Here is a 24,757-nt window from a genome sequence, read left to right as displayed (position 1 = left end):
AGGTGGAGTGACGGTTTGTGACACCGCCGCCCCGGGCCCGTGTCACACCCCGGCGGCCGGGTCGGTCATACCGCACACCGGCGGGGCGCACGAAGGCATGCGGTCCGCAACCGGCCGGCGAAGGGGAGGCGGGGACGATGACCTACGTCATCGCGGAGCCGTGCGTCGACGTCAAGGACCGGGCGTGTGTGATCGAGTGCCCGGTCGACTGCATCTACGAGGGCGAGCGGACGCTGTACATCAATCCCTGGGAGTGCGTCGACTGCCACGCCTGCGAGCCGGTCTGCCCGGTCGAGGCCATCTTCCACGAGGACGACCTGCCGGCACAGTGGGCGCAGTACCGGTCCGTGAACGCCGAGTACTTCCGCGACGCGCCGGGGGAGGGCACCGGGCGGGCCGCCCGGGCCGACCATCGGGTGGTCGCGGCCCTGCCCCCGCAGCACGCGGTCAAGAACGACCTGTCCGGATTCGCCGCGCGCAAGGAGGAGGCCGCCGACGCCGACCTGTGGTTCCCGTGGTGAATCGCCCGGGCCCGGTGCGGCGGGCCGCGGGCCCGGGCGCGCGACGGACCGGCGGGTCAGGCACCCAGGGACGGCGTGCAGGGGTGCGGGTCAAGCCCCCAGGGACAGGACGTAGGGGTTCAGCTTGACCGGGTTCATCACCCACATGATGCGCTCGATGCCGGCCTCGGACGCGTCCACGCACAACAGGGCCACCGGGGCGTTGTCCCGTTCGACGAGCACGGCGGGCCGGCCGTTGGCCTCGACGAACCGGGTCTCGGCATCCGGCCAGAACCGCGGGGCGAAGGCGGCCAGGTATCGCGAGACGTGATCGCGGCCCATGACGGGGATCCTGGACGCGCCGCGGATGCCGCCGCCGTCCGAATAGCTGACGACGTCCGAGGTCAGCAGGTTCTCCAGGACGGAGAGATCTCCCGTGCGCGCGGCGGAGAGGAAGCCTTCGAGCAGACGCCGGTGGGCCGCGGGGCTGACGCGCTCCTTGCGCTCGGCGCCCAGGTGCTTGCGCGCCCGGCTTACCAGCTGCCGAGCGTTCGCGTCGCTGGTCTCCAGGATGTCGGCGACCCGCTGGTAGGGGTAGTCGAACGCCTCCCGCAGCACGTAGGCGGCGCGTTCGATCGGGTTGAGCTTCTCCATCAACAACAGCACCGCCAGCTCGACCGCCTCGGCGCGTTCCGCCCCCAGGTGCGGGTCCTGGGTGGTGTCGACCGGCTCGGGGAGCCAAGGACCGACGTAGGACTCCCGGCGCACCCGCGCGGACTGGGCCAGGTTGATCGCGAGGCGGGTGGTGACCGTGGTCAGGAAGGCGGCTGGTTCATGGATCTGCGCGCGGTCGGTGTTCTGCCATCGCAGCCAGGCGTCCTGGACTATGTCCTCGGCCTCGACGGCACTGCCGAGGATGCGGTACGCGATGCCGAACAACCGGGGTCTCGCCGACAGGAAGTCGTCGAGACCGCGGTCGAACGAGTCGGGGTGGGCGCCAGCGCGCATGGGTCGTCCCTTCTGGCTTTGCGCCCTACATGTTACGCGCGAGGGGGAAAAGTACGCGCTGCGGGCCGCATCCGCTCACGCTATCTCTTTCGCGATTCCCGGTCACACGGTGGCAGTCGTCGCGCCCGATCCGCCAGATTTGCCCTCGGGCGGCTGCCCGCCCCATGCTCCCGAAGACCGCGGTCGACGGGTGAAAGGACTGTGCGAGGAGGCCGGTTGTCACACATGCGTCCGGTCCCCGGTCACCAGTGACGAACGATGTTCACGCTTACGGAAGGTGCAACACAGTGTCGGACAACATGACAGCACACGACCACTCCGCCCACGGCCACCACGGGCACGGCGACCAGGAGGGGACCGCCGGCTGGATGACGGCGGCAAAGGTGCTCCAGGACGCCGCACCGATCACCGTCCCGGAGGGGGCGTCCGCGATGACCATTCTCGTCGAGTGGGAGCCGGGCGACCCGGGCACGCCCCCGCACCGGCACTCCGGCCCCGCCTTCGGCTACGTCGTCGAGGGCGCGGTCCGTTTCGAGCTCGAGGGCGAGCCCGAGCGCGTGGTGGAGGCGGGCGGCACCTTCTGGGAGCCCGGCGGAGACGCCATTCACTACCAGGACGGCAATGCACTTTCCGACGCGCGGACACGGTTCGTGGTGACCATGATGTGTGCTCCGGGCAAGCCCATGCTGGAACTGGTCGACGAGAAGGAACTGGCGGAGCGCGCCCACCTGCGGGCACCGCGTCCCACCGCCTGACCAGGCACGGACCCAGCATGGGAACGCCCCTCGTCCTGGTGCACTGCCTGCTGACGCTGCTGTTTGTGGCAGTGCTCCTGCATGGGCTGGCGCGGGTCGTCGGGTCTCCCAGGACCGGGTTCCGTGTCCGGGTGGACCGGCTGTTGGCCGCCGTCATGGTCGCGTCCATGGCGGCGATGCCCTGGATCGACGTCCGCGCGGGGCCCGCTGCCGTCGTCGGCGGATTCTTCACCGCCGGCGCGGTGTGGATTCTCCTGCCTGTCGGCCGTCGGGAGGCCGGGAGCAGAGCGGCGATGGCCCACCGGCTGCCGCACGCGGCCGGTATGGCAGCGATGGCCTGGATGCTGAGCATGCCGCACACCGGGACCGGACCGGCGCACGCACACCCGGGGTCGGCTGCGCACTCCACCGGGCCCGGCGCTCCGGGCGCTGGTGTCCCCCTCGGCGGCTCCGTGATCACGCTGTCGTTGGCCTCCTGTCTGCTGGCGTATGCGCTGTGGTCGCTGACCCGCCCCATGCCCTCGCTGCGCTCGGCCGTGAGCGCGGCGCGCAGTGCCGCGGCGGCAACGCCGTCACAGCACGTGGGTGAAGGGGCGATGGCGCTCGGGACGGCCGTGATGCTGGTCCTGCCCCACTGAGTGCGGGGAAGAAGAACGGGCGCGCGCCCGGCACCGCGAAGGCGCGGCGGCCCGCGGGCATGCGCTGAGTGACCGCGGACCACCGCGCCGGACGGTCGGAGCGACGGTCGTCGCCCTGCCGAGGGGTGGGCGCCGCTCACGGTAGGCCCGCGCGAGGAGGCGAGCGCCGTTCAGGACGGCCCCTCGTACACCGCCTTGCTCCGCATCAGGAAGTCGGAGAGATAGCTGTCGTGGGGGACGCCCGGCGACATCCAGTGGGTCGGCTGATCGCCGAAGTACACGTTGGCGATGCTGGGTTCCGCGATCAGGGCCTCCCACAGATCCCGGTCCCGGGTCAGTGCCGACAGCACCAGCGTGTTGCGCAGCGGCGCCATGCCGTCCGCGCGGGTCCAGGGGGCGACCCACACGCAGGGGAAGGGCAGTTCGGTGCGCAGTTGAGGGGCGCGGGCGCTCGCGGTCTGGTGCACGGCGGGGCGCAGCACGGCGCTGCCGTCTCCGAGGTCGTCGGCGATCCCGTCGCTGCCGAGCCAGGCGTGCGTCCCGGCCGCCACCGCTTTCAGATACGCGCTGAGGGCTCGCGCCCGCTCCTTCGGACACACCGGCAGACGGGCCCTCTCGTCTTGCGGGGGAAGGCTGGGCAGGACGGCCAGACGTGCCGCGAGGGCTTCGGCGAGCGGGGCCGGGTCGCCCTCGACGAGGATGGCGGTGGCGTTGACGCACGCGGTGCCGCTCTCGCCGGCGACGGACGCGACGAGGGCGTCCAGGTGACCACGCCAGTCGGTGTCCGCGGTAATGAGGATCTTCGACCGTCCCGGCCCCTGCGGAAGGATCCTCGCGTCGTGCGCGTACTTGGCCACCGCGTCGTCGCCGCCGTAGACCACGGCCCGGTCCGCGCCGTGTACGAGCGTGTCGGCGGTCGCGTGGTCGCTGGGCAGCAGCATGAGCTGGTCGTCCCGGATTCCCGCCTGACGCAGTGCCGCGACGAGCCGGTAGGGGGTAAAGGGCTCGCGCCTGGACGGGCGCACGGCGACGCGGTAACCCAGCGCCAGCGCCTCCAGCCAGACACGGTGTACGCCGGGATGGTTGCCGGACGCGTTGACGGCGAACACGTCGCCCTGACGCGCCCACACCGTGTGCGTCTCATGCAGGACGTGGTCGCTGAGGTCGCGGGCGGCGCCGCGCGGCCTTCCACGGTCGGCGGACGAGGCGGCGTGCCGAACGAAGCGCGCCGTGCCCCGGGTCGCGGCGCGCACCACGGCGAGCGGTGTGCCCGAGGTCCGGCTGACGTGACGTTCGTATTCCCGGACGCTCAAGCCCCCCACGGTGCCCGCGGCGAAGGCCTCCCCGGCGGTGGCGAACACGGTCTCCAGGTCGGCCGCGGCGATCGGCGGCGCTTGGCGCAGGGCGTCGATCGCCCGAACCACGTACAGCGGGGGGACCAGACTCAGCCGCGCGATCGGCGCACCGGCCACGTCGGTCACTGTGCTCGGCACACGTGTGCGGTAGGTGCCCCGCGGGCCCAGGGCGTCGAGGTGCAGCGGCTCGGTGGTCGCTACGGGGGCCATCAGTAGACACCCTCGATGACCGTCTCACCCTCGACCGCGGGAACCGGCGCGACGTCGGCGACGGCGTCCCCGACGTGGCCACCAGCCGAGCGGACTCGCAACGCGGTGTCCCGCTCCCTGTTGTTGGGGATCAGCATGGACTTGCTGACATGGCTCACCACCACCTGGCCCCGCTCGCCCTCCGCCACCTGTTGCCCGGTGTCGGGATCCACGATGCTCAGGAAGACGTACGGCGAGACGGGGTCGAACACACACGGCTCCGACGCCGTGAGACCGACCCGCTCCAAAAGCGCGGTCAGCATCATGGTGTTGCCGTACATACCGATCAGTGGCACGTCGGGAAACACCTCGGTCCGCAACAGGTCCCGGGTGTCGGGATCCATGTGGGTGCCGCCCCAGATGATCGCCTGGGCTCTGCCGTTGATGACCTCCACGAGGTCGCTGTCCCGGGCGAAGCGCTCCAGCATCGGGGTGGTGGCGGCTATGACACCGATGTCCTGGCCGAGCAGGATGCGCCGGCACTGGTCCACGAGATGGTCGGTGTAGGCGTCGACCTCGTTGCGACGGCCCGCGGCGATGAGCTTCTTGACCCAGCGGGGATCCATGTCGACCCCCAGCCCGGGGCTGCCGAGACTTGCCGCGGCCTGATGCAGTACATCGCCCACGAGGTGCGGGCCGGTCGGCGCCACGGTCAGCCACAGCGCGCCGACCGGCAGTGCGTGGTCCCGTAGCCGGCGGGTCACCTGCTCGCTGCCGTGCCGCGCCCAGTCGTCCATCTGCACGACCCGCTTGGGTGCCCCGGTCGTGCCGCCGCTCTCGAACACGTGCAGCGGTCGGGCCTGCGGACCGTAGCCGCGGGGGACGAGATCGGACACCTGCACATCGCGCAGCTCGCCCGTCAGATCGGGAAAGAGCGCCAGGTCCGCCACGCCCTTGACGTCGTGGCGGGGGTCGAAACCGAGCCGGTCGGCCCGTTCCAGCCAGTACCGGGACCCCGTCTCGGGAGCGAAGTGCCACTGCATGGCCGCCCTGACGTAGTCGTCGGGGTCCACCCCGTCGAAGGGTCCGGCGTCCAGAACGGTGAATGAGCCGATCGGCATGGAACCGCCTTTCTCGAAGTCGCTGAGGGCGGACGCGTGAGAGCCGCGCGTCCCGGGCGGTCCCGCAGGCCCGACCCGCTCCCGCAGAGAAGACCGAGGGGTGCAGGCGTATGTGACAGCCCCGCGGAAAAACGGCAGCGCCCCAGGCACCGGCACACGTCACAACGGCCCGTGTCTCCCGGTCTGATGAGTGGGCCACGCTGACCGGCGGTGCGCCGAGGGCGAGGGAGAGGGACATGCGACAGAGACTGCGGATCGTTCGCGTCGACCAGGACGACGAGCCCCGTGTGGCCGCTCTGCACCGCCGGTGCTCCGCCGCCGCCCGGTGGCACCGCTACCACCGGGCCATGGGCGACCCCGACATCTACCTGGGGCGATTGCTGTCCCGACCCCACTCGGTGCACCTGGCGGTGCAGGACTCGCGAGAGCAGCTCGTCGCGATAGGGCATCTGCTGTCGGACGACGGTGATGCCGAGGCGGCGCTGCTGGTGGAGGACACCTGGCAGAACAGGGGGCTGGGCACCGGGCTACTGAAAGAACTCGGCCGGTTCGCCGTCATGTTGGGCGTACCTGAGGTCTACGGCGTCATCCACCCCGACGACGCCCGCATGGCCGCCGTGCTGCACCGCACCGGCGTACCGCTGCGCACGGTCCTGGAGACGGGCAGTGCGACGACGGTCCGGGCCCGGACGCAGGACATCAGCCTCGCCCTCGCATGCTCGTCAACGCGACGTGGGTGGTGGCAACGCGGCGCTGGAAAGCACCGTGTGTCGGGATCGGCCGCACGCCCATGGGCCCCTGAAGCCGGAGTTCAGCGGGCTCTCCGGCGCTCCTTCCAGGATGCGTCGCCTATTTGCTGAGCTCGCACAGTGCAACACGTGTGACAACATAGAATGAGATAGTGTTTTCGGCTGTCGCTCGACGGCGGGTGTTTCTCCCTGCGGTTCGATGCGAGCGGCTACGAGCGAGGGGAATGCCATGGCCGAGCTGTTTTATGACACCGACGCCGACCTGTCCATCATCCAGGGCCGCAAGGTTGCGGTCATCGGTTACGGCAGCCAGGGTCATGCCCACGCGCTGTCGCTGCGTGACTCGGGTGTGGACGTGCGCGTGGGGCTCCACGAGGGTTCCAAGTCCTGGACGAAGGCCGAGGAGCAGGGCCTGCGTGTGGTGACGGTGACGGAAGCCGCTGCCGAGGCCGACGTGATCATGATCCTCGTCCCGGACCCGCTCCAGGGCGAGATCTACAAGCAGCACATCGCCCCGAGCCTGAAGGACGGAGACGCGCTGTTCTTCGGACATGGTTTCAACATCCGCTTCGGCTTCATCAAGCCGCCGCCGAACGTGGACGTATGCATGGTCGCCCCCAAGGGTCCGGGCCACCTGGTGCGTCGCCAGTACGAGGAGGGCCGCGGCGTTCCGTGTCTGGTGGCGGTCGAGCAGGACGCCACAGGAAGTGCCTTCCCGCTGGCCCTGTCGTACGCCAAGGGCATCGGTGGCACCCGTGCGGGTGTCATCAGGACGACCTTCACCGAGGAGACCGAGACCGACCTGTTCGGCGAGCAGGCCGTGCTCGCCGGTGGCGTGTCCGCCCTGGTCAAGGCCGGCTTCGAGACGCTGACCGAGGCGGGATACCAGCCGGAGATCGCCTACTTCGAGTGCCTGCACGAGCTGAAGCTGATCGTGGACCTCATGTACGAGGGCGGCCTGGAGAAGATGCGCTGGAGCGTCTCCGAGACCGCCGAGTGGGGCGACTACATCACCGGCCCGCGCATCATCACCGACGCCACCAAGGCCGAGATGAAGCAGGTTCTCGCCGAAATCCAGGACGGCTCATTCGCCGAGAACTGGATGGCCGAGTACCACGGCGGTCTGAAGAAGTACGCCGAGTACAAGCGGCAGGACTCCGAACTGCTGTTGGAGACCACCGGCAAGGAGCTGCGCAAGCTGATGAGTTGGGTCAATGACGAGGAGCACTCGTGATCGTGCGGGCCGCCACGGGCGGGGACCGGTGACGGTCTCATGACGGTGCTACATGTCACCCTGCTCGGCGGGCTCCGCGAGATGGCCGCCCTACCACTGCCCGCGGCGGAAGCCGCGCAGGGCACACGGTCGCTGCGCCGCTTCGTCCTGGAACTCCACGTGCCGCACGAACGGCGGCCGGCCCTGGATGCCGAACTGCAGGCTGCCGCCGCGCCGGACGGGAAGTACCTGCAAGGCACCGACGCGATGTGGCGCGTGGTGGAGGTCTGGACCGTCGTGGCCCACGGTCTGCGGGCCGGGATCCACCGGTATCGGGTGGAGATCGACGAGGTGGAGGACACCGCGCAGGCCGACACCCCTGCTGTGGGCGAAGGCGCGTCAGCCGAGACGGGCAAGCTGCCCGCCGTCGAGAGCGCCGACGTCAGGCAGCTCAAGCTGGCCGTCCTGGTACTGCCCGTCTCGGACGTCGACCGGGCGAAGTCGTTTTACGAGGCCGTCGGGTTCCGACTGGATGCTGACCGTGCCATCGACGCCTCCTATCGCGTGGTGCACATGACGCCCCCGGGATCGGCGTGCTCGATCCTGTTCGGGACCGGAGTCACCACGGCCGCCCCAGGCTCGGTGCGGGGCCTGCACCTCGTCGTCTCCGACATCGAGCAGGCCTGCCGGGAACTCGACGCGAGGGGCGTGGTGACCGGCGGAATCTTCCATGACACGAGCGGTGTGTTCCACCGCAGCACCGATGAGAAGCGGGTCGAGGGACCCGACCCGCAGCGTCGCGACTATCACTCCTACGCCGAGTTCAGCGACCCGGACGGCAACGAATGGGTGCTTCAGGAGGTGCCGGCACGGGACTGAGGAGCTCGTGCAGTGTTCAACCGCGAGGGAGGGCGTCCTCCGGGGATCCGGAGCGACGCTCACCTGCGCCGTGTGTCGTCGCGGTGCCGCGCAGGGTCTGGAGGGACTCGGCGATGGACGCGATACGCGTGTTCACGACGTGAACGGCCTCCTGGAGCTGGCGCAGCCGCCCCTCGAGAGCCGTCGCCTCGGCCGTGAGCGACGCCGCGACCGTGGCGGGGTCCGCCTGAAGATCAACGCCTTGGGACATCTTCCTGGTCCTCCTCGGGTCGTGCCGGACACCAATCCCCGTACTGACCGGACAAGGGGCGCGCTTGTGACAGCCGGAGGCGTAGTACCCGCAGTGGGGCGGGTGGCCCGGGGCGGGCTGCGGCTGACACGTCCTGGGGTCAGCAGGCTTCCAGGGGTCAGCAGGCTTCCAGGGCGAAGTCGCCCAGGACGCGCTCTCGTATTCGCCGCACCTCGGCGTGATCGGGTTCCACGGGCACCTGGCCGCGGGCGTCCCGCTCGGAGGCGCTATTGGCCCGGCGCACCGCTGTGCACAGGGCTTCCGCGCCGTCCGGCGCCTCGCCGACGACGTAGTACAGCCAGACGATCCGGGAGTCGTTCGACCGGCACGGCAGCCCGACCAACCAGGTACGGGAGTCTCTGGGTGTGCTGAACATGAGGTCTCATCTCCGTTCTCTGCCGGCGGCGATGGTGGAAAAAGTGGGTGGGGCTCCGCGAGGAGTTCCGCCCTTTCTTCATTGACTGGACAGCGCCCCGGTTCGTGACAGCCAATCGCCTGTTGCAGCCCCCCTCAACTGCCTTGGCGCGGCTCGCAGATGGAGATCTTGGTGTCACAGACACGCGTGTGCCCCTGTCTCAAGAGCGAACAGATCGGTCCAGGCAGGAGAAAAAGGGTGTGCGTTCTGCGAGCCGCCGACACTCGTGCGTGGAGCCGCCATCGCCTCTCGCCGCACGAAAGACGACACATGAGCATCCCCCTGCCGACGCCAGACGTTCCGGTCGTCGATCGCTGTGGCGGACAGCGGGCTCGGGAGGCCCGTCCCCGAGGGGACTTCTCCTTCTGCCGCGACCTCCGCGTGGTTCTGCTATCCCAGGACATACAGGACGCGGTCCACGTCCGGCGGCTGCTTCCGAACCGGCTGGCCGATGCGCTGGTCTGGCACACGAGCGTCGAGGAAGGATGCCGCACGTCCGGCACCCACGGCCCGCTGTGCGTTCTGGTAGGCAGCACACCGGCCGGCCGGACGTTGGCCGACGTCGTCACCCGGGTACGCCGCCACGCCCCCGACGCGACCGTGCTCGTTCTTGAGGGCACGTATGCGTCCCACGCCTTCCGCTCTGTCGCTGGCTCGGTGCAGGGCCGGGCCGACCACCGCCGGAGCGCTCCCGACGAGTTCTGCCGGAAGATCTGGGTGGCGCTGCAACGTGCCGTCGCGGGGCGCACCGTGGCGGGCGAGGAGATCGCGCGGGACAACGCCCTGCTGGAACGGGGCCTGCTGCCCGACCTGACGCTGCGGGCGGACGGCTTCACGACCGCCTTCCACTACGCGCCGGGTCGCGCGCACACTTTGCTGGGCGGTGACTTCTGCGATGTGGTGCGCGGCGACGACGGCAGCGCCCACGTGGTCATGGGCGATGTGTCCGGGCACGGTGCCGCCGCGGCCGCCCTCGGTATCCACCTGCGCCTGGCATGGCGCACGGCAGTGCTGTGCGGGCAGAGCCAGCTGGATCAACTCCATCTGCTCGAACGCATCCTGACCGAGGAACGAGCGGAGGAGGAGACCTATGCGACCGTGGTGTCCCTGGTCCTGTCGCCCCACCGCCGCACCCTGCGGACGGTCACCGCCGGCCATCCGGGCTTCCTGCACCGGCACAGGGGAGAAGTCCGTTGGGTGGAGCCGCCGCCAGGTCTCCCGCTGGGACTCTTCCCCGGGCAAGGGGACTGGCGGGAGAGCGAGATGGCGATGCAGGACGGGGACGGCATCGTGCTCTTCACCGACGGACTCTACGAAGGTCCTACGGCCGGTGGACGGCTCGGGGAGGAGGGCTTGCTGAGGCTGGCCGGTCGGCTCGCGCGTCTGGAGGCGCAAACGTTCGTCGATGCCTTGGTAGGCGGCGTATCGCTGCTGGCCGCCCCGTTCGGGGGGCTACGTGACGATGTGGCGGTGCTTCACTTGTCCTGCGACGGAGGGGGCGGGGGTTGATGTTCTGCCGACCGGGAGCACCGGCCCGGCCCACGGACGAGCCGGTTCCCGCCGGGGAAGGGGTGGGAACCGGCTGGCAAAGGTCCCCGGCCGGGGCATTTCGACTCTCGACCTAGTCGAGGGCCTGGTGATGGGCGAAGCGTGACACCAGCGGCGGCTCCATCAGCCAGCCGTGAGCCCGGCCGTGCCGTGCGTTGGTGGTGTCGGCGGTTTCGCGCAGCAGGGCGAAGGCCGTCACCGCGCCGATGGCCAGCAGGCCCGCGCACAGGGGCATGGCCCGATCGAACGCCGTGTCGAAGGAGTCGGGGGAGCGGTACGCGTCCGGGCTCATGCCGACCAGCAGCGGTAGTGCGGCCACGGAGACCAGCCCGGCCGCGCGCGCGGCCGCGTTGTTGATTCCGCTGGCCAGGCCCGCGTCGGCGGCCTCGACCGAGGCCAGCAGCGTCACGCTCAGCGGAGCGACCATGATGACCATGCCCGTCCCCATCACGAGCAGGGCGGGCAGAACGTCGGTGGAGTAGGAGGCGTGTGTGCCCACCCGCGTCGTCATCACCATGCCCGCCCCGCACACCACAGGGCCGACGGTGAGCGGGATGCGCGGTCCCAGGCGTTGGGCGAGCGTCCCGGAGCGGGCGGAGAACAGCAGCATCAGTACCGTGCTCGGCAACATGGCGGCGCCCGCCGCCAGTGCCGAGTAGCCGGCGACGATCTGCAGTTGCAGAGCGGTCAGGAAGAAGAACCCGCCCAGCCCGGCGTAGACGCACAGGGTGATCAGGTTGATGGCCGTGAACGGCCGCGACGAGAAGATCGACAGGGGCATCATCGGGTCGCTGCTGCGCCGCTCCACCAGCAGGAACGCGGCCGCGGCCGCGATACTGCCCGCGGCGGCGGCAAGGGCGACGGGCCCGCCGGAACGGGCTTCGGTCAGCGCGTAGGTGGCCAGAGCGAGCGTCAACGCGCCCAGCGCCGCTCCGGCGAGGTCGAAGCCCCGCCGGGACCGGCTGTGGAGACCGGCCGGGACGGTGGGCTGACGAGGCCTGCCGACGGACTCCGGGACGTGTCGCATTGCCAAGGGCACGCACAGCAGCGCCGGGGGGATCGTCAGCAGAAAGGTCCAGCGCCAGCCGGGGCCGTCGACGAGCCATCCGCCGAGAAACGGCCCGAGTGCCGCCCCGATGCCGCCGAACCCGGACCACAGGCCGATGGCGCGCGGCCGGTCGTCCGGGTGGAAGGAGGCTTCGATGATCGCCAGTGAGCCGGGGGTGAGCAGCGCTCCGCCGACGCCCTGGAGCGCGCGGGCGGCGATGAGTGTGGTCGTGTCGGGAGCCAGTCCGCACAGCAGGGACGCCGCAGCGAACCAGATGATGCCCAGGACGAAGATCCGGCGTCGGCCGAAGCGGTCGCCCAGGGATCCGCCCAGCAGTATGAGCCCCGCCAGGGTCAGCATGTAGGCGTTCACGGTCCACTGGAGTGCCGCGAGGTCGGCGTCGAAGTCGTCGCCGATGTGCGGTAGCGCGACGTTGGTGACGGTCGAACCGAGCAGCACCACGCTGGAGCCGAGGACGGTAGCCAGAAGGGTCCATCGGCCACGGGCGCTGGCGATACGCAGGAAGGCCGGGCCGCTCGCGGCGGGGGAGGGGTGCATGTCCTCTCCTTGGGACAGTGGGCCAAGAGGCGGCCGGTGCGTTCGTGCGGGCAGCGGGTGCGGCGGGCCGGACTTCTCGCCAACGCACGGGTGCGCTGGGTGGGGGCGGCGCGTATTGCCCGGGGTGCGGTGGCTCGCGGGTGGGCCTTCGCGTGGGCCCCGGGGTGCTGCGGTTCGGTGTGTGGCGTCGTGTGGACGCAGGGTGTCGAGGGTCCGTCTCCCGCCCGGTGGGCCGGGGCGAGCGGGAGACGGACCGTAGGCGTCCGGCGGGCCGGAGCGCGCGGGTCAGCCGAACATGCCGGGCTTGTAGCCGCCGGCGGGCTGTTGGTTGATGACGTTGATGCGGTTGTAGGCGTTGATGATCGCGATCAACGAGATCAGTGCCGCGAGCTGGTCCTCGTCATAGTGCTTCGTGGCGTCAGCCCAGGCCTCGTCCGACACCCCACCCGCCGCGTCGGCGATGCGGGTGCCCTGCTCGGTGACCTCCAGCGCCGCGCGCTCGGCGTCGGTGAAAACGGTGGCTTCGCGCCAGGCGGCGACCAGGTGCAGCCGCTGCTGGTCCTCACCCGCGGCGACGGCGTCCTTGGTGTGCATGTCGGTGCAGAACCCGCAGCCGTTGATCTGGCTGGCCCGGATCTTCACCAGCTCCTGGGTGGCGACGGGAAGCGCCGAGTGCACAGCGGCCCCGGCCGAGTTGAGGTGCTTCATGACCTTGCCCGCGAGAGCGTTGCCGAAGTAGTTGATGCGCGCGTCCATGTATGGATCCTGAGAGTCGAGTGATGGGAGATGAACTGACGTGAGGTTGCTGCGATTTCGGGGCCGTGGGCTCCGGGCTCGCCGTTACTGCTTGCTGCTCCAGTCCGCGAAGTGCGTCTCGCCGAGCTGTGCGTCGGGGCCGGGCAGCAGATCGGACTCCTTGAGGGCGGCGCCCCAGTAGAGACCCTTCGGGTCCGTCACGACCGTGCGGGGGTCGTTGTGGGCCGCGAGGCCCTTGCGGATGAAGTCCTCCAGGGTGAAGGTGTCGGGGCCGGCGACCTCGACGATTCCGTTGACCGGAGTGCCGACCGCCGTGCGGCCGACGGCCGCGGCCACGTCGCCTGAGAAGATGGGCTGGATCTTGATGGGGGCGACCGACACCGTTTCACCGCTGGTCGCCGAGTCCGCGAGGGTCTTGGCGAACTCGAAGAACTGCGTGGCGTGGACGATCGAGTACGGCACTCCGGAGTCCCGGATCATGTCCTCCTGGACCTGCTTGGCCTGGAAGTAGCCGGACTGCTGGAGGCGGTCGGTGCCCACGACGGACAGAGCCACGTGGTGTGTGACGCCGGCGGCAGCCTCCGCGGCGAGCAGGTTGGTGGTGGAGGCGCGGAAGAACTGCATCACCGCGTCGTCGTCGAAGGAGGGGGAGTTGGAGACGTCGACGACGACCGAGGCGCCCTTCAGGACGTCGGCCAGGCCTTCGCCGGTGACCGCGTTGACTCCGGTGTTCGGGGAGGCTGCCACCGCCTCATGACCGTGTTCGTTGAGCTTGGAGACGACCTTGGAACCGATGAGTCCGGTTCCGCCGATCACTACGACCTTCATGGACTTTCCCTTCACTGATCTCGCACGGTGCCCGGTGGGTCTGCGGCGACCTCGTCCGCGGCACCAGCCGCGATGGCTCGTACCCTCCTGACCAGGCGACCGCGGCATCTGTGACAGCGCGGCGCACAAAGATTTCGCGCCGCTGTCGATCGCCCTCACACGGCAGGTCCGGCATCGTCGGACGCGTCGCGCCGCGGCTCCGTGATTCCGGTCGGGGCGGGCCACAGGGGTGTGCTGCGCACGCCGGTCGTTGCGGACCACACCATGGCGTCCGGCAGGGCGGGCACGGCGCCGGAGCGGTCGGACCGGTGGTGGCAGTCCTGCGGCCCGAGCCGTTCCCGAGCACACTGGAGACTCGCCCGGGCGGCGAGCAGGGCGGATCTGAGGTCGTAGGCGTGCACCAGGTCAGAGAAGCCGCCGATGTCGATGTGCACGCCGATGTCCGCCGTCCATGCCTCGATCTCGTCGAGTGCGGCCAGTCCCGCGACGAGTCCGGCCTCGTCCCGGACCGCGCCAGCGTGGGCCGTCATCAGACGTCGTACCGCGCGCTGCAGAGCGCGGGCGTTGCGGTCGCCGTCGGCGGCCACCAGGCGGAGCACGTCGGCTTCCGCGGCGCGGGTCGCGGCGGGTGAGTGGCGTGGACCGGTGCGTGTGGCGGAGTACTCCACCGCGGCACGCCCGGCGATCCGCCCGTGGGCGAGGACTTCGGAGTGGGAGTCTTCTTCCGGCCGGTGCGGGCCGCCGACTGCTTCCCCGATCGCGAAAAGCCCGTCCACGTCGGTGCTGTGGTCCTCGGCCTCGACCCAGATGCCGCCCAGGGAGGTGCAGGCGGTCGGCACGACCTCGACAGGGTCGCGGGTGATGTCGAGCATCTGCAGTTCCCGTAGCATCCGGTGCAGGCGCGGCAGCCGCGCCATGACCGTGTCACCGGGCAGGTGGGACAGGTCCAGCCAGACGCCGCCGGACCGTGAGCCGCGACCTTCCTGGATCTCGGTGTAGGAGGCACGCGTGACGGTTTCCTGGGCGGAAAGCTCCATCCGCTCAGGGTCGTAGCGCGTCATGAACCGCTCGCCGAGGTTGTTGAGCAGCACGCCGCCCGCATGACGTGCGCTGTCGCTGATCGGCATGCCGGCGGCGTGGTACGGCTCGATCAGCCCGAAGGGGTGGAACCGCACCAGATCGGGATCGCGCAACCGGGCACCGGCCTCGGCGGCCAGCCGTAGGGGGCCGCCGGTGTTCTCGTGGCGGCGCGAGGACGTGTGCCGCCAGATGCGCGTGTGTCCGCCGGCGGCGAGGATCACTGCGTCGGCGTGCACGAGGTAGCGCGAGCCGTCGACGAGGCCGAATCCGTAGGCGCCGAACACCGTTCCGTTGTCGACCAGAAGCCGGGTGACGTACACGCGCGGCAGGACGGGGATGGCGAGTTGCCGCCCGCGCACACGCAGGGCCCGGTGCAGGTCCGGGCCGGTGAGGCGTGTGGCGGACGTGCTGTCGGTGCGGCCGGGGCGCCTGCCGCGGGGCTCGACGCCGTCGATGGGTTGCGCGGCGGCGCGCGGCGTCATCCGCTCGCCAGGCAGAGCGGCCGGTAAGCGGCTCTGCCGCGACGTGTCAGCCGAGTGCCGCTCCCCGGTGCCGCCGAGGCGGGCAGGGGCGGGCGCCCACTCGGCATCGTCCCACGCGCTGGCCGTGGCATCTTCGCGGGCCCGTTGGGTGACCACGACGACCGCGACACCGGCCTCGGCGACTTCGATGGCCGCTCGGAGGCCTGACGCACCGCTTCCCACCACGAGGACAGACGTGGTGAGCTGGTGTCCGAGCGAAGACATGGGTCCTCCTGCGACAGCGAACGGACAGGATCATTGGTTGGGATCGACCGGACAGACCCCCGATTTGTGACAACCTCAGCGGTTTTCAGGGCGTGGAAGTAGTTACACCGTCTGTCTGCACCGTAGGGGCGGGGGCGTGGGTATCTTGACAAGGATTCTTCCGAACACCGCGGTGGGAGCACTGTTCCCCCGGATCCCGCCGAGGAGCCGAGACGCATGATCGCCAGCCCGCTTCCCGCTCTGGTCGGCCGGCAGCGTGAGTGCATGGCCCTCGACAACCTGCTGGCCGGCCTTCGGGCCGGCGGTTCCCGCGTCATGGTCGTCCGGGGCGAGGCGGGCATCGGCAAGTCGGTGCTGCTGGAGTACATGGCTGCGCAGGCGTCCCGGGTGCAGGTGACCTGGGCGCGCGGTGTCGAGGCCGATATGGAGCTCCCTTACGCCAGCCTGCACCAGGTGTGCGCGCCGTTCCTGGACGGTGTCGAAGAACTGCCGCAACCCCAACGTGACGCCCTGCGCGTGGCATTCGGGACGGCGGTCGGCGATCCGCCCGACCGTTTCCTGGTCGGCCTCGCCGTTCTGAGCCTGCTCACCCGCGCCTCGGAGACCCGGCCGGTGCTGGTGCTGGTGGACGACGCTCAGTGGCTGGATCAAGTGTCTTTGCAGACACTTGAGTTCGTGGCCCGTCGACTGCTCGCGGAGCCGGTCGCCATGGTGTTCGCGGTCCGCGACCCCGAGGGGCAGTCCGCGCTCGCGGGCCTGACGGCGCTGCATCTCAAAGGACTTGACGCCGCTTCGGCCGGTGAACTCCTGGAGGGAGCTGTGGGGGGACGGTTGGAGGAGCGGGTCCGGGACCGTTTCGTGGCCGAGACACACGGCAACCCGCTGGCGCTGCTGGAATTCTCTCGCGGCCGCAGCGCGGCCGAACTGGCCTACGGCGTCGACGCGTCGAGTGCTCCGGTCGTCCAAGGGCCCGTGGCCAGCCGCGTCGAGCGCGATTTCGCCGGGCGGCTCGGTGCGCTGCCGGCCGCGACCCGCACCCTGCTGCTGATCGCTGCTGCGGAACCGGTGGGCGACGTGCGCCTATTGATCCGCGCAGCCGCTTCCCTCGGCATCACTCCGGACGCCGCACCGGCCAAGGCAGCCGGCCTGATCGAGTTCGGCGAGCCCGTACGGTTCCGGCACCCGCTGGTCCGTTCGGCGGTCTACCACGGAGCCGAGCCGGAGGACCGACGTGCGGTGCACCGGGCCCTGGCCCAGGCCACGGACCCCCTCCTGGACCCTGACCGGCGCGCCTGGCACGCCGCGCAGGCGGCCGACGGGCCGGACGAGGAGGTCGCCGCAGGACTGGAGCAGGCCGCCGATCGCGCCCGGCAACGCGGGGGCATCGCGGCCGAGGCGGTTCTGCTGGAACGGGCGGTGGAGGTGACGCCCGATCCCTGGCCGCGAGGGCGCCGGGCTCTTGCGGCGGCCGAGGCGCACTTCTCGGCCGCGGCGCCCGAACGGGCCACGGAATTGGCCGCGGTGGCCGACCTGTATCCCCTCAGCGTCCTGGACAAGGCCCGCCTGGCACGTCTGCGGGCCAGAATCCTGTTCGCCCGCAGTCGCAGCGACGAGGCGGCACCACTCCTCCTGAACGCGGCGGCACAGTTCACCGCGGCCGGATCTCCCCTGGCGAGAGAGACGTACCTGGAGGCGATCAGTGCGACCATCTTCGCCGGCCGGGTCCATGGTCCGACGGGTGCCCGCGCCGCGGCGATCGCGGCCCGCGCGTCCGGGGCGCCCTCCTCGGGCTCCAAGGCCGCGGACGCCCTCTTGGACGGTGTGGCGGCCCTGCTCGCGGACGGCTCGGAGACGGCCGTCCCGGCCCTGCGCGAGGCACTCGATCTGCTCGAGCACGAAGAGCTCCGCACGCGGGAGGCGACCGTACGGTGGCTGCTGCTGGCCCCGGTCGCGCTTGAGTCGTTCATCCACTGGGCCTGGGACCTGCATGCCTGGGACACACTCTCGACTCGCGCAGTGCGTCTGGCCCGCGACATCGGAGCACTCGGCAGCCTGCCACCGGCTCTGATCTACGCGGGCGGGGTGCACATCCACTACGGTGATTTCGCCGAGGCCGACCGGATGATCGACGAGGCCGACGCGATCGCCACCGCAACCGGCCACGCGCCGCACAAATACGCCACGCTCGTCCTGGCCGCGTGGCGAGGTGAGGCGGATGTCGCCGCCGGCATCATCGAAGAGGCCAGAGAGCGCGCCGTGCAGCGGGGCGAAGTATCCCTGCTCGGTGCCATGGGCTACATCCAGGGCGTGCTCTTCAACGGACTGGCCCGCTACGAAGAGGCGATCGAGGCCGCCCGCACCGGTATCGAGCACGACGGGTTCAACTTCACTGGTCTGTCGCTGGTCGAACATGTGGAAGCCGCGACACGTTGCGGTGAACTCGACCAGGCCCGGGCCTCGTTGAACCGCCTTACCGAACTCACCCGCGCCGCCGACTCCGGGTGGGCGCGGGGTGCGAGCGCACGCAGTGAGGCGCTCCTGGCCGATGGTGAGACGGCCGACCGCCTGTACCGGACGGCGATCGAGGAATTCGGCCGTGGCGGGGTTGTCGTGGAGGTGGCACGCACCCACCTGCTGTACGGCGAGTGGCTGCGGCGCGCACAGCGCCGCGCGCAGGCCCGCGAGCATCTCCGCACGGCCTACGACATGTTCGACGCGATGCCTGCTCACGCGTTCGCCGAACGGGCCCGCCGGGAGCTGATCGCCACCGGCGAGCAGGTGACCGTGCGAGAGGCCACACCGGCGAACGCTCTCACCCCGCAGGAGTCGCAGGTCGCAGCCCTCGCCGCCGACGGCATGACGAACGCGCGGATCGGCGCGGAGCTGTTCATCAGCCCCCATACCGTGGAATGGCACCTGCGGAAGGTCTACGTGAAGCTCGGCATCAGCTCCCGCCGAGCCCTGCCACACGTCCTCGACAGCGCACGCGCCCGGTGAGTTGGAACCGAAACCATCACGAAGCCGAGGCCGCGCACCTGTAGGTGACGGCATACAGTGCCTAGACCCGGTCCAGCCGCACCGGGTCGGTCAGTGCCTCGCGCAGGCGAGAAACGAGGTCGGCAGTAGTCGACCGGGACATCACAGATGGCGGTCACGCCCGTCCGCTGCCCACCCCTGCGCCGCGAGACAGCACCCTGTCCCCAGCCGTACGAGAGGAACATCGTGAGCCCACCTGCACGTCGGCGCCTCGGAGGTCTCCGCGCGCTCGCTCTCGGCGCTCGACTCGCACTCTTCGGCGGGCGGGACAGCGTGATCCCTGGTGCCGATCGCAGCGAGCATGCTGCTCGGTGCGATCGAACAGGTCCGCGAGCGTGCACGAGTCCTGCATAGCCGGCATCGGGGCGGCCGTGTCCCTCGGTGTCGCCCTGTTGACCCTGCCGGCATTGTGGCGTTCGACGCAACCGCAGGGACCACGTCACGAGTGAATTGCTCCCCCGGCCGCGCCACGTGTAAGGCGACCCGCCGGAGGGTGCCTTCGGGAGCCCGAACGCCAGCCGCCCCCGCTTCAGAAGACGGCGATGATCCTCGCTCCGGAGGACAGTCATGGCCGCAGAACGTCGGCCGCAACCACAAAGCACACGGTGATGTGCAAGACCACGAGATGAGGAAAACAGTGGAAGTGGTGGATCCGGCAAGCCCGAACAGCACGTCGAACAGCGGGACACGAAGCACTGAGGCTTCGCGGGAGCTTGGCCTCACGGCCTCGGTGTTCGCCAACTTTCGTCAGTACCTCATGGGATGGGGCACACGGAGCCGAGCGGGCACCACCGTCGACCAGTTCCGCAGCGGGCTTGCCACTCCGCAGTTCAACGGCGTCGTACGCGTACGGTCGGTGTCCGCGGATGGGGCGGACGTGACGGCCGTCCGCAAGGAGTTCGCGAGCGTTCCCTGGTGGTGGTGGGTCGGACCCGACAGCCCCGAAGACACCGTTGACGTCCTGCGGTGCCGCGGTGGACGAGAGTTCACGGCCCTCCCCGTGATGGTGCTCCCGCTCGACGAAGCGGCCGACCCGGGCACAGTCCCGCACACCGCTCGCACCGGTTTGCGGGTGGAGCCCGTCCGGGACGAGGAACGGCTGGCCGAGTTGGTCCGGACGTACCGGGTTTCGATGGGTGTCGAGCCCGGGCTGGAGGCCGAGATGGTACGCATTGAGTCGCGGCGCGAGGACAACGCCGACATCATCCGGCTGGCCGCCGTACTGGCCGGCCGAGTGGTCGGGACGACCGTGGTGATCACCGCCCACGGGGTGGCCGGGATCTTCCTCGTCCACGTGACCGAAGCACATCGTCGGCGCGGCGTCGGTGCGGCCCTGACGGCCGCCGCGCTCCAGGTGGGGTGGGAACGCGGGATGAGCTGCGCCGCGCTGGTGGCCAGCCCCGCGGGCGAGCCGTTGTACCGACGTTTTGGCTTCACGACGACATCCGAGTACCGGCTGTTCGCCTTCCCCGCCTGAGCCGCAGCCGGCCCGGACGCGGAGTACGCGATGCCGCTCCGACCAGCACGCCGGCGCCGCCGCTCGTTTGTCCGGCCGGCGGATCGCGCCGGGACTCCGCCTGACGGGAGAGCCGGTCGGGTTGGCGAGCTCACCGCGCTCGCCTCCCCCGACGAGGCCGTCTTCTACACCTCCGGCCGGGCACTCGAGCGGCACCTTCATCCTGCAGTTCTGCCGCTCACTCCTCGGCTGCGGCGACGGCCAGTGGTCCAAGAGCATGTACACCATCCAGCACGGCCACCGCACGTCCCTGGTCTCCGAAACCGGCATGCGAGAGAGGGCGCGCACGTAGCCCTGGCACGTGATCCGGCCACCGTGTCACACCGAGTGCCGACGAGCGGTCTAGAAGGTTGGGACCGAGAGGAACAGAGGACACCGTGCGTGAGATCTTGATCGTGGGTGGCGGGTACGCGGGCTTCTACACCGCGTGGGGCCTGGAGAAGAGGCTGCGGCCGGGCGAGGCGCGCGTCACCGTCGTCGACCCCCGCCCGTACATGACGTACCAGCCCTTCCTGCCCGAGGTCGTGGCCGGTTCGGTGGAGGCCCGGCACGCGGCGGTCTCGATCCGCCGTCACCTGCACTACACGCGTCTGGTAGCGGGCTCGGTGACGGAGATCCGCCACAGCGCGCGCACGGTCACGGTCCGCCCGGAGTCCTCGCCATCCCTCGACCTGCACTACGACGTGCTGGTGGTGACGGCGGGGGCGGTCACCCGGACCTTCCCGATCCCGGGGCTGAGCGATCAGGCGTACGGACTCAAGCACGTCGAGGAGGCCGTGGCGATCCGCGACCGCCTCCTCACCTCGTTCGACCGTGCGGCCGGTCTGCCGCGCGGGCCCGAACGCACCAAGCTGCTCACCGTCACCGTCGTCGGTGGCGGATTCTCCGGAGTGGAGGGATTTGGTGAGCTGCTGGCCCTGGCGACCGCGCTGCTCAAGCAGTACCCGGAGATCGGCGCGGACGAACCGGCCTTCCACCTGGTCGAGGCACGGGACCGCATCCTGCCCGAGGTCGGGGACCGGCCGGGCGCCTGGGTGGTGCGTTCACTGGAGAAACGAGGGGCGCGGGTGCACCTGAACACCCAGCTGGTCTCCGCCGAGGACGGCCGGGTGCGGCTGTCGGACGGCACCGAGTACGACTCGGGCCTTCTGGTGTGGACGGCCGGCAACGCCGCCAACCCGATCGTGCACAACCACAGCGACCTGCCCGTCGACGAGCGGGGCCTGCTCACCGTACGAGCAGATCTGCGGGTCACTACGGACACCGAGGTGGTGCCCGACGCCTGGGCGGCCGGGGACGATGCCTCGGTGCCCGATCTCGCGGCCGGAAGACCGGGCGCGCACACCGTGCCTAACGCCCAGCACGCCGTCCGCCAGGGCAAGCTGCTGGCGAAGAACATCCTGGCGTCGCTGCGCGGCCGTCCGACCAAGGACTACGTGCACCACAGTCTCGGTGTGGTGGCCACACTCGGGCTCGGCCGCGGCATCTTCCAGTACCGGGGCCTGGTCATCAAGGGGTTCCCGGCCTGGCTCATGCACCGTGGCTATCACGTTCTGGCCATACCGAGCTGGGAACGCAAGACGCGTGTGTTCGCCGTGTGGGTCACGGCCCTTCTCTACGGCCGCGACATCGTGTCGCTGGCGTCGGTGCAGCACCCGCGGGAGGCATTCGTCTCCCGCGGCGAACTGCGCCGAGGAGAGGAGCCCGAACAGCGCGGAGGCCGGCTCACGGCATGACGGCGCGGTACAGTCCGCGGCCAGCCCGCTGGACGCGCGAGGCGCCGACGAGACGGTCGGGCGTGTTGCGGACGGCGTTCATGCTGCCGCTGTCGGTGTCGCGTCCCAGAGCCGACGTGACATCGGGGGCGCGGACCTCTGTGTCCCGGCCTGCGCGAAGTACGCCAGGATCTGCTCCGTGAGCTTGCCTCACCTCGTGCCGCCGTCGCCCGCCTCGTCGCTCCGGCCTGCTGTGGCCGCGGGCTCTGCGGCGGCTTCGGCTGCCGCGGCGCGCGCGGTCCATGGACTCGCCGGCGACGGGACGCTCACGTGGGCGGGGCCCCGCGGTGATGGGGCGGCCGCCGGGCCGACGCCGGGCATGAGTGCTTGAAGGGCCTCGAGTCACATGCGACACGTCGCATCCCGCCCCAGTTGGTGTGGCACACACGGCGAACCGTGCGGTGGGGCGTGCGGATGACTGGGCGGCGGGCCCGGTTTTGGGGCAATGCGGCACCCGGGGCTCTTGAGGTGCGGGGTTTCACCGGCGGCAGCGCAGCGTCGCGGCCAGCAGCTCCGACTCCTCGTACCCCGGAATCGGGGCGAACCCGTGCGCTGCCAGCTCGCGGGTCAGCTGGGCGCGCGTCGCGGGCCACATCCAGAACGTCTCGGAGTGTTCCCGCAGCACGTCCTCGGCGTCCCTGACCCAGTAGTCGGCGCGGGTCCGGATGCGGTAGTCGGCGGCCGACATTGTCATGCGCCCGCCGTAGACGTGCGCGCCGACCCGCTTGTCCGCGAGCAGGCGCACGACGGTGCGGGCCGGGAGCCGGGCCGGCGGCAGCTGTACGAACAGCGAGCCGCTGGGGGTGAGAGCCCTGCCGAGCGCGAGCCACAGCTTCTCGCGTACGTCGGGTGGAAGGCAGCCCAACATGTTATGGCAGACGGCCACGTCTGCGACCGCGTCCAGCGCGGTCTCGTCGAGGGGGTGCGGGTGCACGGTGACACGGTCCCGCTGCTCGGAGGGCAGGGCTGCGAGCCGGGTCAGCAGCGACGTACGCATAGCCCGGGCCGGTTCGATGGCGTGCACGTCGGCCCAGGAGTCGGCGAGGGCCAGCATCGTCACTCGCCCGGTACCGGCCCCGACATCCAGCACGCCGGTGCGGGCGTCGGCGATCTGGCGTGCGTAGAGCCGACGGACCCGGGCTTTGTCCGCGTCGGCCTGCAAGATGTCGTAGAACTCCGCAGTGACCGCGTAGGAGTCGGATTCCCGTCGGAGGCCCGACGGTCCGCTGAGGATAGTGTGCATGCCCGACATGACAATGTATGAGCACAGTGTGTGACAGCGAGGACAGGCGACCGCAGGGCGGACCGTTGTCACAGAAGCAAGGTGCGCAGTCAAATGGTCCGGCTCCGTCCGCGACCTTTCGCGACGTTCCCCCGGGACCGCACCGGAGCCCCGGAAATCGTCGTGAGAGCGGAGTACGGCGTCATGACCCCGTGATCCCCCAGGTATGGCTGTCCGCACAGTTCGGCCGCCTCGCCGAGCTGCCCCGGGCCTCGACTATGCCCGCTGGGAGGCTCTTATGCCTTTCCCACGGACCCGGCGGAGGTCGCACGTCGCCCAGTACGTCGACGACTTCCTGCTGCCGAAGTCGGCAAATCAAACGCCAGTTCGGCCAGCCACCTTGCAGCGCGTTCCGTACCTGACGGCCCGGCGCGTCACACCTGGCCCCCCGCCCCGGTCTGTGGGGAGGGAAGGGCCTCCCTACCCCACCACCCGTGAAGGACCGCGCCATGAGTAACATCGTTCTCGAACGCGCCGCGCAGGCATTCGCCAACGCCACCGCGGAGCCACCGCTGCTGTACGAACTGGGCGTCGAGGGCGCCCGCAAGCTCTTGGAAGACGTCCAGTCCGGACGTCCAGTCCGGACCTATGGCCGCCGCTCAGCGGCCGGTGGCCGACGTGGCGCTGGCCGAGAGCGCCTCCGCCCCACCTGGCGGGACATCCCGTCCTGGGTCCTGGTGGCGACCGAGGACCGTAACATGCCGGCCCAGGTGCAGATCTTCGGGGCCGAGCGCACGCAGGCCACGGTCGTGACCGTCGACGTGCACCGCCCTGGCGACGTCGCCCGACTGATCGGCGAGGCGGTACGGGCCACCGGCTGAACCGCCTGGTTATTGAGGCGCGGTGCCCGCGGCACCGCACCGTCCTCGCGGGCCCGGCTCCGCCACGGACGCCGGGCCGCCTACTTCGGGAGCGCATTCATGAGCACGGATGAGCAGGCCGCTCGCGGGCTGGCCGACCTGGAGGCCTACCTGTACCAGGAGGCCCATCTCAGCGCCGCGCGGCTGCGCGTGACCGCCTTCCTCGCGCAGTCGGCCGGGCTGAGTCACCGGCAGAAGAGGGACATCGAGGAGTGGTACCTCGATGAGCAGAAGTACGTTGCCGGGACAGTGACACAGCACATCGCCGACAGCATCGCCCAGGCCGACTCGGCCCGGTACCGCAGCTTCCTCCGGTGGATGCGGTGGCTGCTCATCGCCGTGACCGCCCTGACCCTGCTGACCTTCGTGGGCACCGTACTCCTCGTGAGCACCCGCCCCTGAGACCAGCCGCGGCCTTCGGGGAGGAACGGCATTTTCGAGCCAGCCGCGTGCACCCGGAATCCCGGAGCGCGAGCGCCCCGTCCTGGGAGCGTCCCGCGCGACCCGAGGGCTTTCTCCACGCGCAACCCGGCACGCCGGACCCGCACTGCCAGACCCTGGTCCGCCCCGCCCCGCCCCGCCCAGTCGCAGCGGCTCTACACCGCCACGCCGG

General features: G+C 70.5%; 21 protein-coding genes and 1 pseudogene. 12 read left to right on the top strand and 10 right to left on the bottom strand.

Annotated features, from left to right (window positions below):
* Positions 1 to 137 precede the first annotated feature (137 nt).
* Positions 138 to 440 (top strand): annotated as a pseudogene (gene fdxA, locus AOQ37_RS36790) (ferredoxin); the annotation flags it as partial.
* Positions 441 to 611: 171 nt separating this feature from the next.
* On the opposite strand, the gene AOQ37_RS36785 reads toward fdxA, so the two are convergent.
* The gene (locus tag AOQ37_RS36785; RefSeq protein ID WP_062651320.1) at positions 612 to 1,508 is read right to left on the bottom strand and encodes an RNA polymerase sigma-70 factor; all 897 of its coding nucleotides are present in this window, start codon (positions 1,506 to 1,508) and stop codon (positions 612 to 614) included.
* 368 nt (positions 1,509 to 1,876) lie between these two features.
* Here AOQ37_RS36785 and AOQ37_RS36780 point away from each other — a divergent pair, with 368 nt between their 5' ends.
* Both AOQ37_RS36780 and AOQ37_RS36775 read left to right on the top strand, forming a co-directional pair.
* The gene (locus AOQ37_RS36780; protein ID WP_229878697.1) at positions 1,877 to 2,263 is read left to right on the top strand and encodes a cupin domain-containing protein; all 387 of its coding nucleotides are present in this window, start codon (positions 1,877 to 1,879) and stop codon (positions 2,261 to 2,263) included.
* A gap of 17 nt (positions 2,264 to 2,280) precedes the next feature.
* Complete coding sequence (locus AOQ37_RS36775; RefSeq protein ID WP_062651319.1) at positions 2,281 to 2,901, top strand: DUF5134 domain-containing protein; 621 nt, start codon at positions 2,281 to 2,283, stop codon at positions 2,899 to 2,901.
* A 170-nt stretch (positions 2,902 to 3,071) separates the two neighbouring features.
* Here the strand turns inward: AOQ37_RS36775 and AOQ37_RS36770 are convergent, their stop codons facing one another.
* Entirely contained in the window at positions 3,072 to 4,466 is a 1,395-nt protein-coding gene (locus AOQ37_RS36770; protein ID WP_062651317.1) for an aldehyde dehydrogenase family protein, read from the bottom strand.
* Positions 4,466 to 5,566 (bottom strand): phenylacetate--CoA ligase family protein, encoded by a 1,101-nt coding sequence (locus AOQ37_RS36765; protein WP_062651315.1) that lies wholly within the window; start codon positions 5,564 to 5,566, stop codon positions 4,466 to 4,468. The genes AOQ37_RS36770 and AOQ37_RS36765 overlap by 1 nt, the downstream gene beginning before the upstream one ends.
* 236 nt (positions 5,567 to 5,802) lie before the next feature.
* Between AOQ37_RS36765 and AOQ37_RS36760 the strand changes: the two genes are divergently transcribed.
* The 3 genes from AOQ37_RS36760 (at position 5,803) to AOQ37_RS36750 (ending at position 8,407) form a co-directional block, all read left to right on the top strand.
* On the top strand, positions 5,803 to 6,426 hold the full coding sequence (locus AOQ37_RS36760) for a GNAT family N-acetyltransferase (protein WP_063781231.1): 624 nt from the start codon (positions 5,803 to 5,805) through the stop codon (positions 6,424 to 6,426).
* Between the two features lie 118 nt (positions 6,427 to 6,544).
* Complete coding sequence (gene ilvC, locus AOQ37_RS36755; protein ID WP_062651313.1) at positions 6,545 to 7,549, top strand: ketol-acid reductoisomerase; 1,005 nt, start codon at positions 6,545 to 6,547, stop codon at positions 7,547 to 7,549.
* Between the two features lie 396 nt (positions 7,550 to 7,945).
* Complete coding sequence (locus AOQ37_RS36750; protein ID WP_062651376.1) at positions 7,946 to 8,407, top strand: VOC family protein; 462 nt, start codon at positions 7,946 to 7,948, stop codon at positions 8,405 to 8,407.
* A 16-nt stretch (positions 8,408 to 8,423) separates the two neighbouring features.
* Here AOQ37_RS36750 and AOQ37_RS36745 read toward each other — a convergent pair whose 3' ends face one another.
* Positions 8,424 to 8,657 carry a hypothetical protein gene (locus AOQ37_RS36745; protein ID WP_062651311.1) on the bottom strand — a complete coding sequence of 78 codons (234 nt, stop codon included), beginning with the start codon at positions 8,655 to 8,657 and terminating at the stop codon, positions 8,424 to 8,426.
* A gap of 157 nt (positions 8,658 to 8,814) precedes the next feature.
* Complete coding sequence (locus AOQ37_RS36740; protein ID WP_062651309.1) at positions 8,815 to 9,072, bottom strand: hypothetical protein; 258 nt, start codon at positions 9,070 to 9,072, stop codon at positions 8,815 to 8,817.
* 309 nt (positions 9,073 to 9,381) lie between these two features.
* On the opposite strand from AOQ37_RS36740, the gene AOQ37_RS36735 reads away from it, so the two are divergent.
* Complete coding sequence (locus tag AOQ37_RS36735) at positions 9,382 to 10,620, top strand: PP2C family protein-serine/threonine phosphatase (RefSeq protein WP_062651307.1); 1,239 nt, start codon at positions 9,382 to 9,384, stop codon at positions 10,618 to 10,620.
* 112 nt (positions 10,621 to 10,732) lie between these two features.
* Here AOQ37_RS36735 and AOQ37_RS36730 read toward each other — a convergent pair whose 3' ends face one another.
* The 4 genes from AOQ37_RS36730 to AOQ37_RS36715 form a co-directional block, all read right to left on the bottom strand.
* Positions 10,733 to 12,265, bottom strand: a complete 1,533-nt coding sequence (locus AOQ37_RS36730) for an MFS transporter (RefSeq protein ID WP_062651306.1) — start codon at positions 12,263 to 12,265, stop codon at positions 10,733 to 10,735.
* A 285-nt stretch (positions 12,266 to 12,550) separates the two neighbouring features.
* A complete protein-coding gene (locus AOQ37_RS36725) occupies positions 12,551 to 13,021 on the bottom strand; it encodes a carboxymuconolactone decarboxylase family protein (RefSeq protein ID WP_062651304.1) in 471 nt (156 codons plus the stop codon).
* 84 nt (positions 13,022 to 13,105) lie between these two features.
* A complete protein-coding gene (locus AOQ37_RS36720; RefSeq protein ID WP_062651302.1) occupies positions 13,106 to 13,849 on the bottom strand; it encodes an SDR family oxidoreductase in 744 nt (247 codons plus the stop codon).
* Between the two features lie 155 nt (positions 13,850 to 14,004).
* Positions 14,005 to 15,675, bottom strand: coding sequence for an FAD-binding protein (locus AOQ37_RS36715; RefSeq protein ID WP_062651300.1), 1,671 nt, complete (start codon positions 15,673 to 15,675; stop codon positions 14,005 to 14,007).
* A gap of 216 nt (positions 15,676 to 15,891) precedes the next feature.
* On the opposite strand from AOQ37_RS36715, the gene AOQ37_RS36710 reads away from it, so the two are divergent.
* The 3 genes from AOQ37_RS36710 to AOQ37_RS36700 all read left to right on the top strand — a co-directional run bounded on the left by AOQ37_RS36710 (position 15,892) and on the right by AOQ37_RS36700 (position 21,963).
* A complete protein-coding gene (locus AOQ37_RS36710; RefSeq protein ID WP_062651299.1) occupies positions 15,892 to 18,672 on the top strand; it encodes a helix-turn-helix transcriptional regulator in 2,781 nt (926 codons plus the stop codon).
* Positions 18,673 to 19,468: 796 nt separating this feature from the next.
* A complete protein-coding gene (locus tag AOQ37_RS36705) occupies positions 19,469 to 20,188 on the top strand; it encodes a GNAT family N-acetyltransferase (RefSeq protein WP_234437133.1) in 720 nt (239 codons plus the stop codon).
* 416 nt (positions 20,189 to 20,604) lie between these two features.
* Positions 20,605 to 21,963 carry an NAD(P)/FAD-dependent oxidoreductase gene (locus AOQ37_RS36700; RefSeq protein ID WP_062651295.1) on the top strand — a complete coding sequence of 453 codons (1,359 nt, stop codon included), beginning with the start codon at positions 20,605 to 20,607 and terminating at the stop codon, positions 21,961 to 21,963.
* A gap of 517 nt (positions 21,964 to 22,480) precedes the next feature.
* Here AOQ37_RS36700 and AOQ37_RS36695 read toward each other — a convergent pair.
* Complete coding sequence (locus AOQ37_RS36695) at positions 22,481 to 23,245, bottom strand: class I SAM-dependent methyltransferase (RefSeq protein ID WP_062651374.1); 765 nt, start codon at positions 23,243 to 23,245, stop codon at positions 22,481 to 22,483.
* A gap of 488 nt (positions 23,246 to 23,733) precedes the next feature.
* Between AOQ37_RS36695 and AOQ37_RS42240 the strand changes: the two genes are divergently transcribed.
* Together AOQ37_RS42240 and AOQ37_RS36685 are read left to right on the top strand one after the other, a co-directional pair.
* Complete coding sequence (locus AOQ37_RS42240; RefSeq protein WP_062651293.1) at positions 23,734 to 24,105, top strand: hypothetical protein; 372 nt, start codon at positions 23,734 to 23,736, stop codon at positions 24,103 to 24,105.
* Positions 24,106 to 24,204: 99 nt separating this feature from the next.
* A complete protein-coding gene (locus AOQ37_RS36685; protein WP_062651291.1) occupies positions 24,205 to 24,546 on the top strand; it encodes a hypothetical protein in 342 nt (113 codons plus the stop codon).
* The last annotated feature ends 211 nt before the right edge of the window (positions 24,547 to 24,757 follow it).

The organism is Streptomyces maremycinicus, from assembly GCF_001184025.1.
Lineage (GTDB): Bacteria > Actinomycetota > Actinomycetes > Streptomycetales > Streptomycetaceae > Streptomyces > Streptomyces maremycinicus.
Note: the sequence above shows the minus strand (reverse complement) of the source record. Positions and strands in the feature narration are given on the sequence as shown.

Coding starts and splice junctions, on each gene's coding strand:
- AOQ37_RS36765 (WP_062651315.1), bottom strand. CDS start 5,566: ATGCCGATCGGCTCATTCACCGTTCTGGACGCCGGACCCTTCGACGGG.
- AOQ37_RS36685 (WP_062651291.1), top strand. CDS start 24,205: ATGAGCACGGATGAGCAGGCCGCTCGCGGGCTGGCCGACCTGGAGGCC.
- AOQ37_RS36720 (WP_062651302.1), bottom strand. CDS start 13,849: ATGAAGGTCGTAGTGATCGGCGGAACCGGACTCATCGGTTCCAAGGTC.
- AOQ37_RS36780 (WP_229878697.1), top strand. CDS start 1,877: ATGACGGCGGCAAAGGTGCTCCAGGACGCCGCACCGATCACCGTCCCG.
- ilvC (WP_062651313.1), top strand. CDS start 6,545: ATGGCCGAGCTGTTTTATGACACCGACGCCGACCTGTCCATCATCCAG.
- AOQ37_RS36695 (WP_062651374.1), bottom strand. CDS start 23,245: ATGCACACTATCCTCAGCGGACCGTCGGGCCTCCGACGGGAATCCGAC.
- AOQ37_RS42240 (WP_062651293.1), top strand. CDS start 23,734: ATGAGTAACATCGTTCTCGAACGCGCCGCGCAGGCATTCGCCAACGCC.
- AOQ37_RS36775 (WP_062651319.1), top strand. CDS start 2,281: ATGGGAACGCCCCTCGTCCTGGTGCACTGCCTGCTGACGCTGCTGTTT.
- AOQ37_RS36725 (WP_062651304.1), bottom strand. CDS start 13,021: ATGGACGCGCGCATCAACTACTTCGGCAACGCTCTCGCGGGCAAGGTC.
- AOQ37_RS36710 (WP_062651299.1), top strand. CDS start 15,892: ATGATCGCCAGCCCGCTTCCCGCTCTGGTCGGCCGGCAGCGTGAGTGC.
- AOQ37_RS36770 (WP_062651317.1), bottom strand. CDS start 4,466: ATGGCCCCCGTAGCGACCACCGAGCCGCTGCACCTCGACGCCCTGGGC.
- AOQ37_RS36745 (WP_062651311.1), bottom strand. CDS start 8,657: ATGTCCCAAGGCGTTGATCTTCAGGCGGACCCCGCCACGGTCGCGGCG.
- AOQ37_RS36730 (WP_062651306.1), bottom strand. CDS start 12,265: ATGCACCCCTCCCCCGCCGCGAGCGGCCCGGCCTTCCTGCGTATCGCC.
- AOQ37_RS36740 (WP_062651309.1), bottom strand. CDS start 9,072: ATGTTCAGCACACCCAGAGACTCCCGTACCTGGTTGGTCGGGCTGCCG.
- AOQ37_RS36760 (WP_063781231.1), top strand. CDS start 5,803: ATGCGACAGAGACTGCGGATCGTTCGCGTCGACCAGGACGACGAGCCC.
- AOQ37_RS36715 (WP_062651300.1), bottom strand. CDS start 15,675: ATGTCTTCGCTCGGACACCAGCTCACCACGTCTGTCCTCGTGGTGGGA.
- AOQ37_RS36705 (WP_234437133.1), top strand. CDS start 19,469: ATGGGATGGGGCACACGGAGCCGAGCGGGCACCACCGTCGACCAGTTC.
- AOQ37_RS36735 (WP_062651307.1), top strand. CDS start 9,382: ATGAGCATCCCCCTGCCGACGCCAGACGTTCCGGTCGTCGATCGCTGT.
- AOQ37_RS36785 (WP_062651320.1), bottom strand. CDS start 1,508: ATGCGCGCTGGCGCCCACCCCGACTCGTTCGACCGCGGTCTCGACGAC.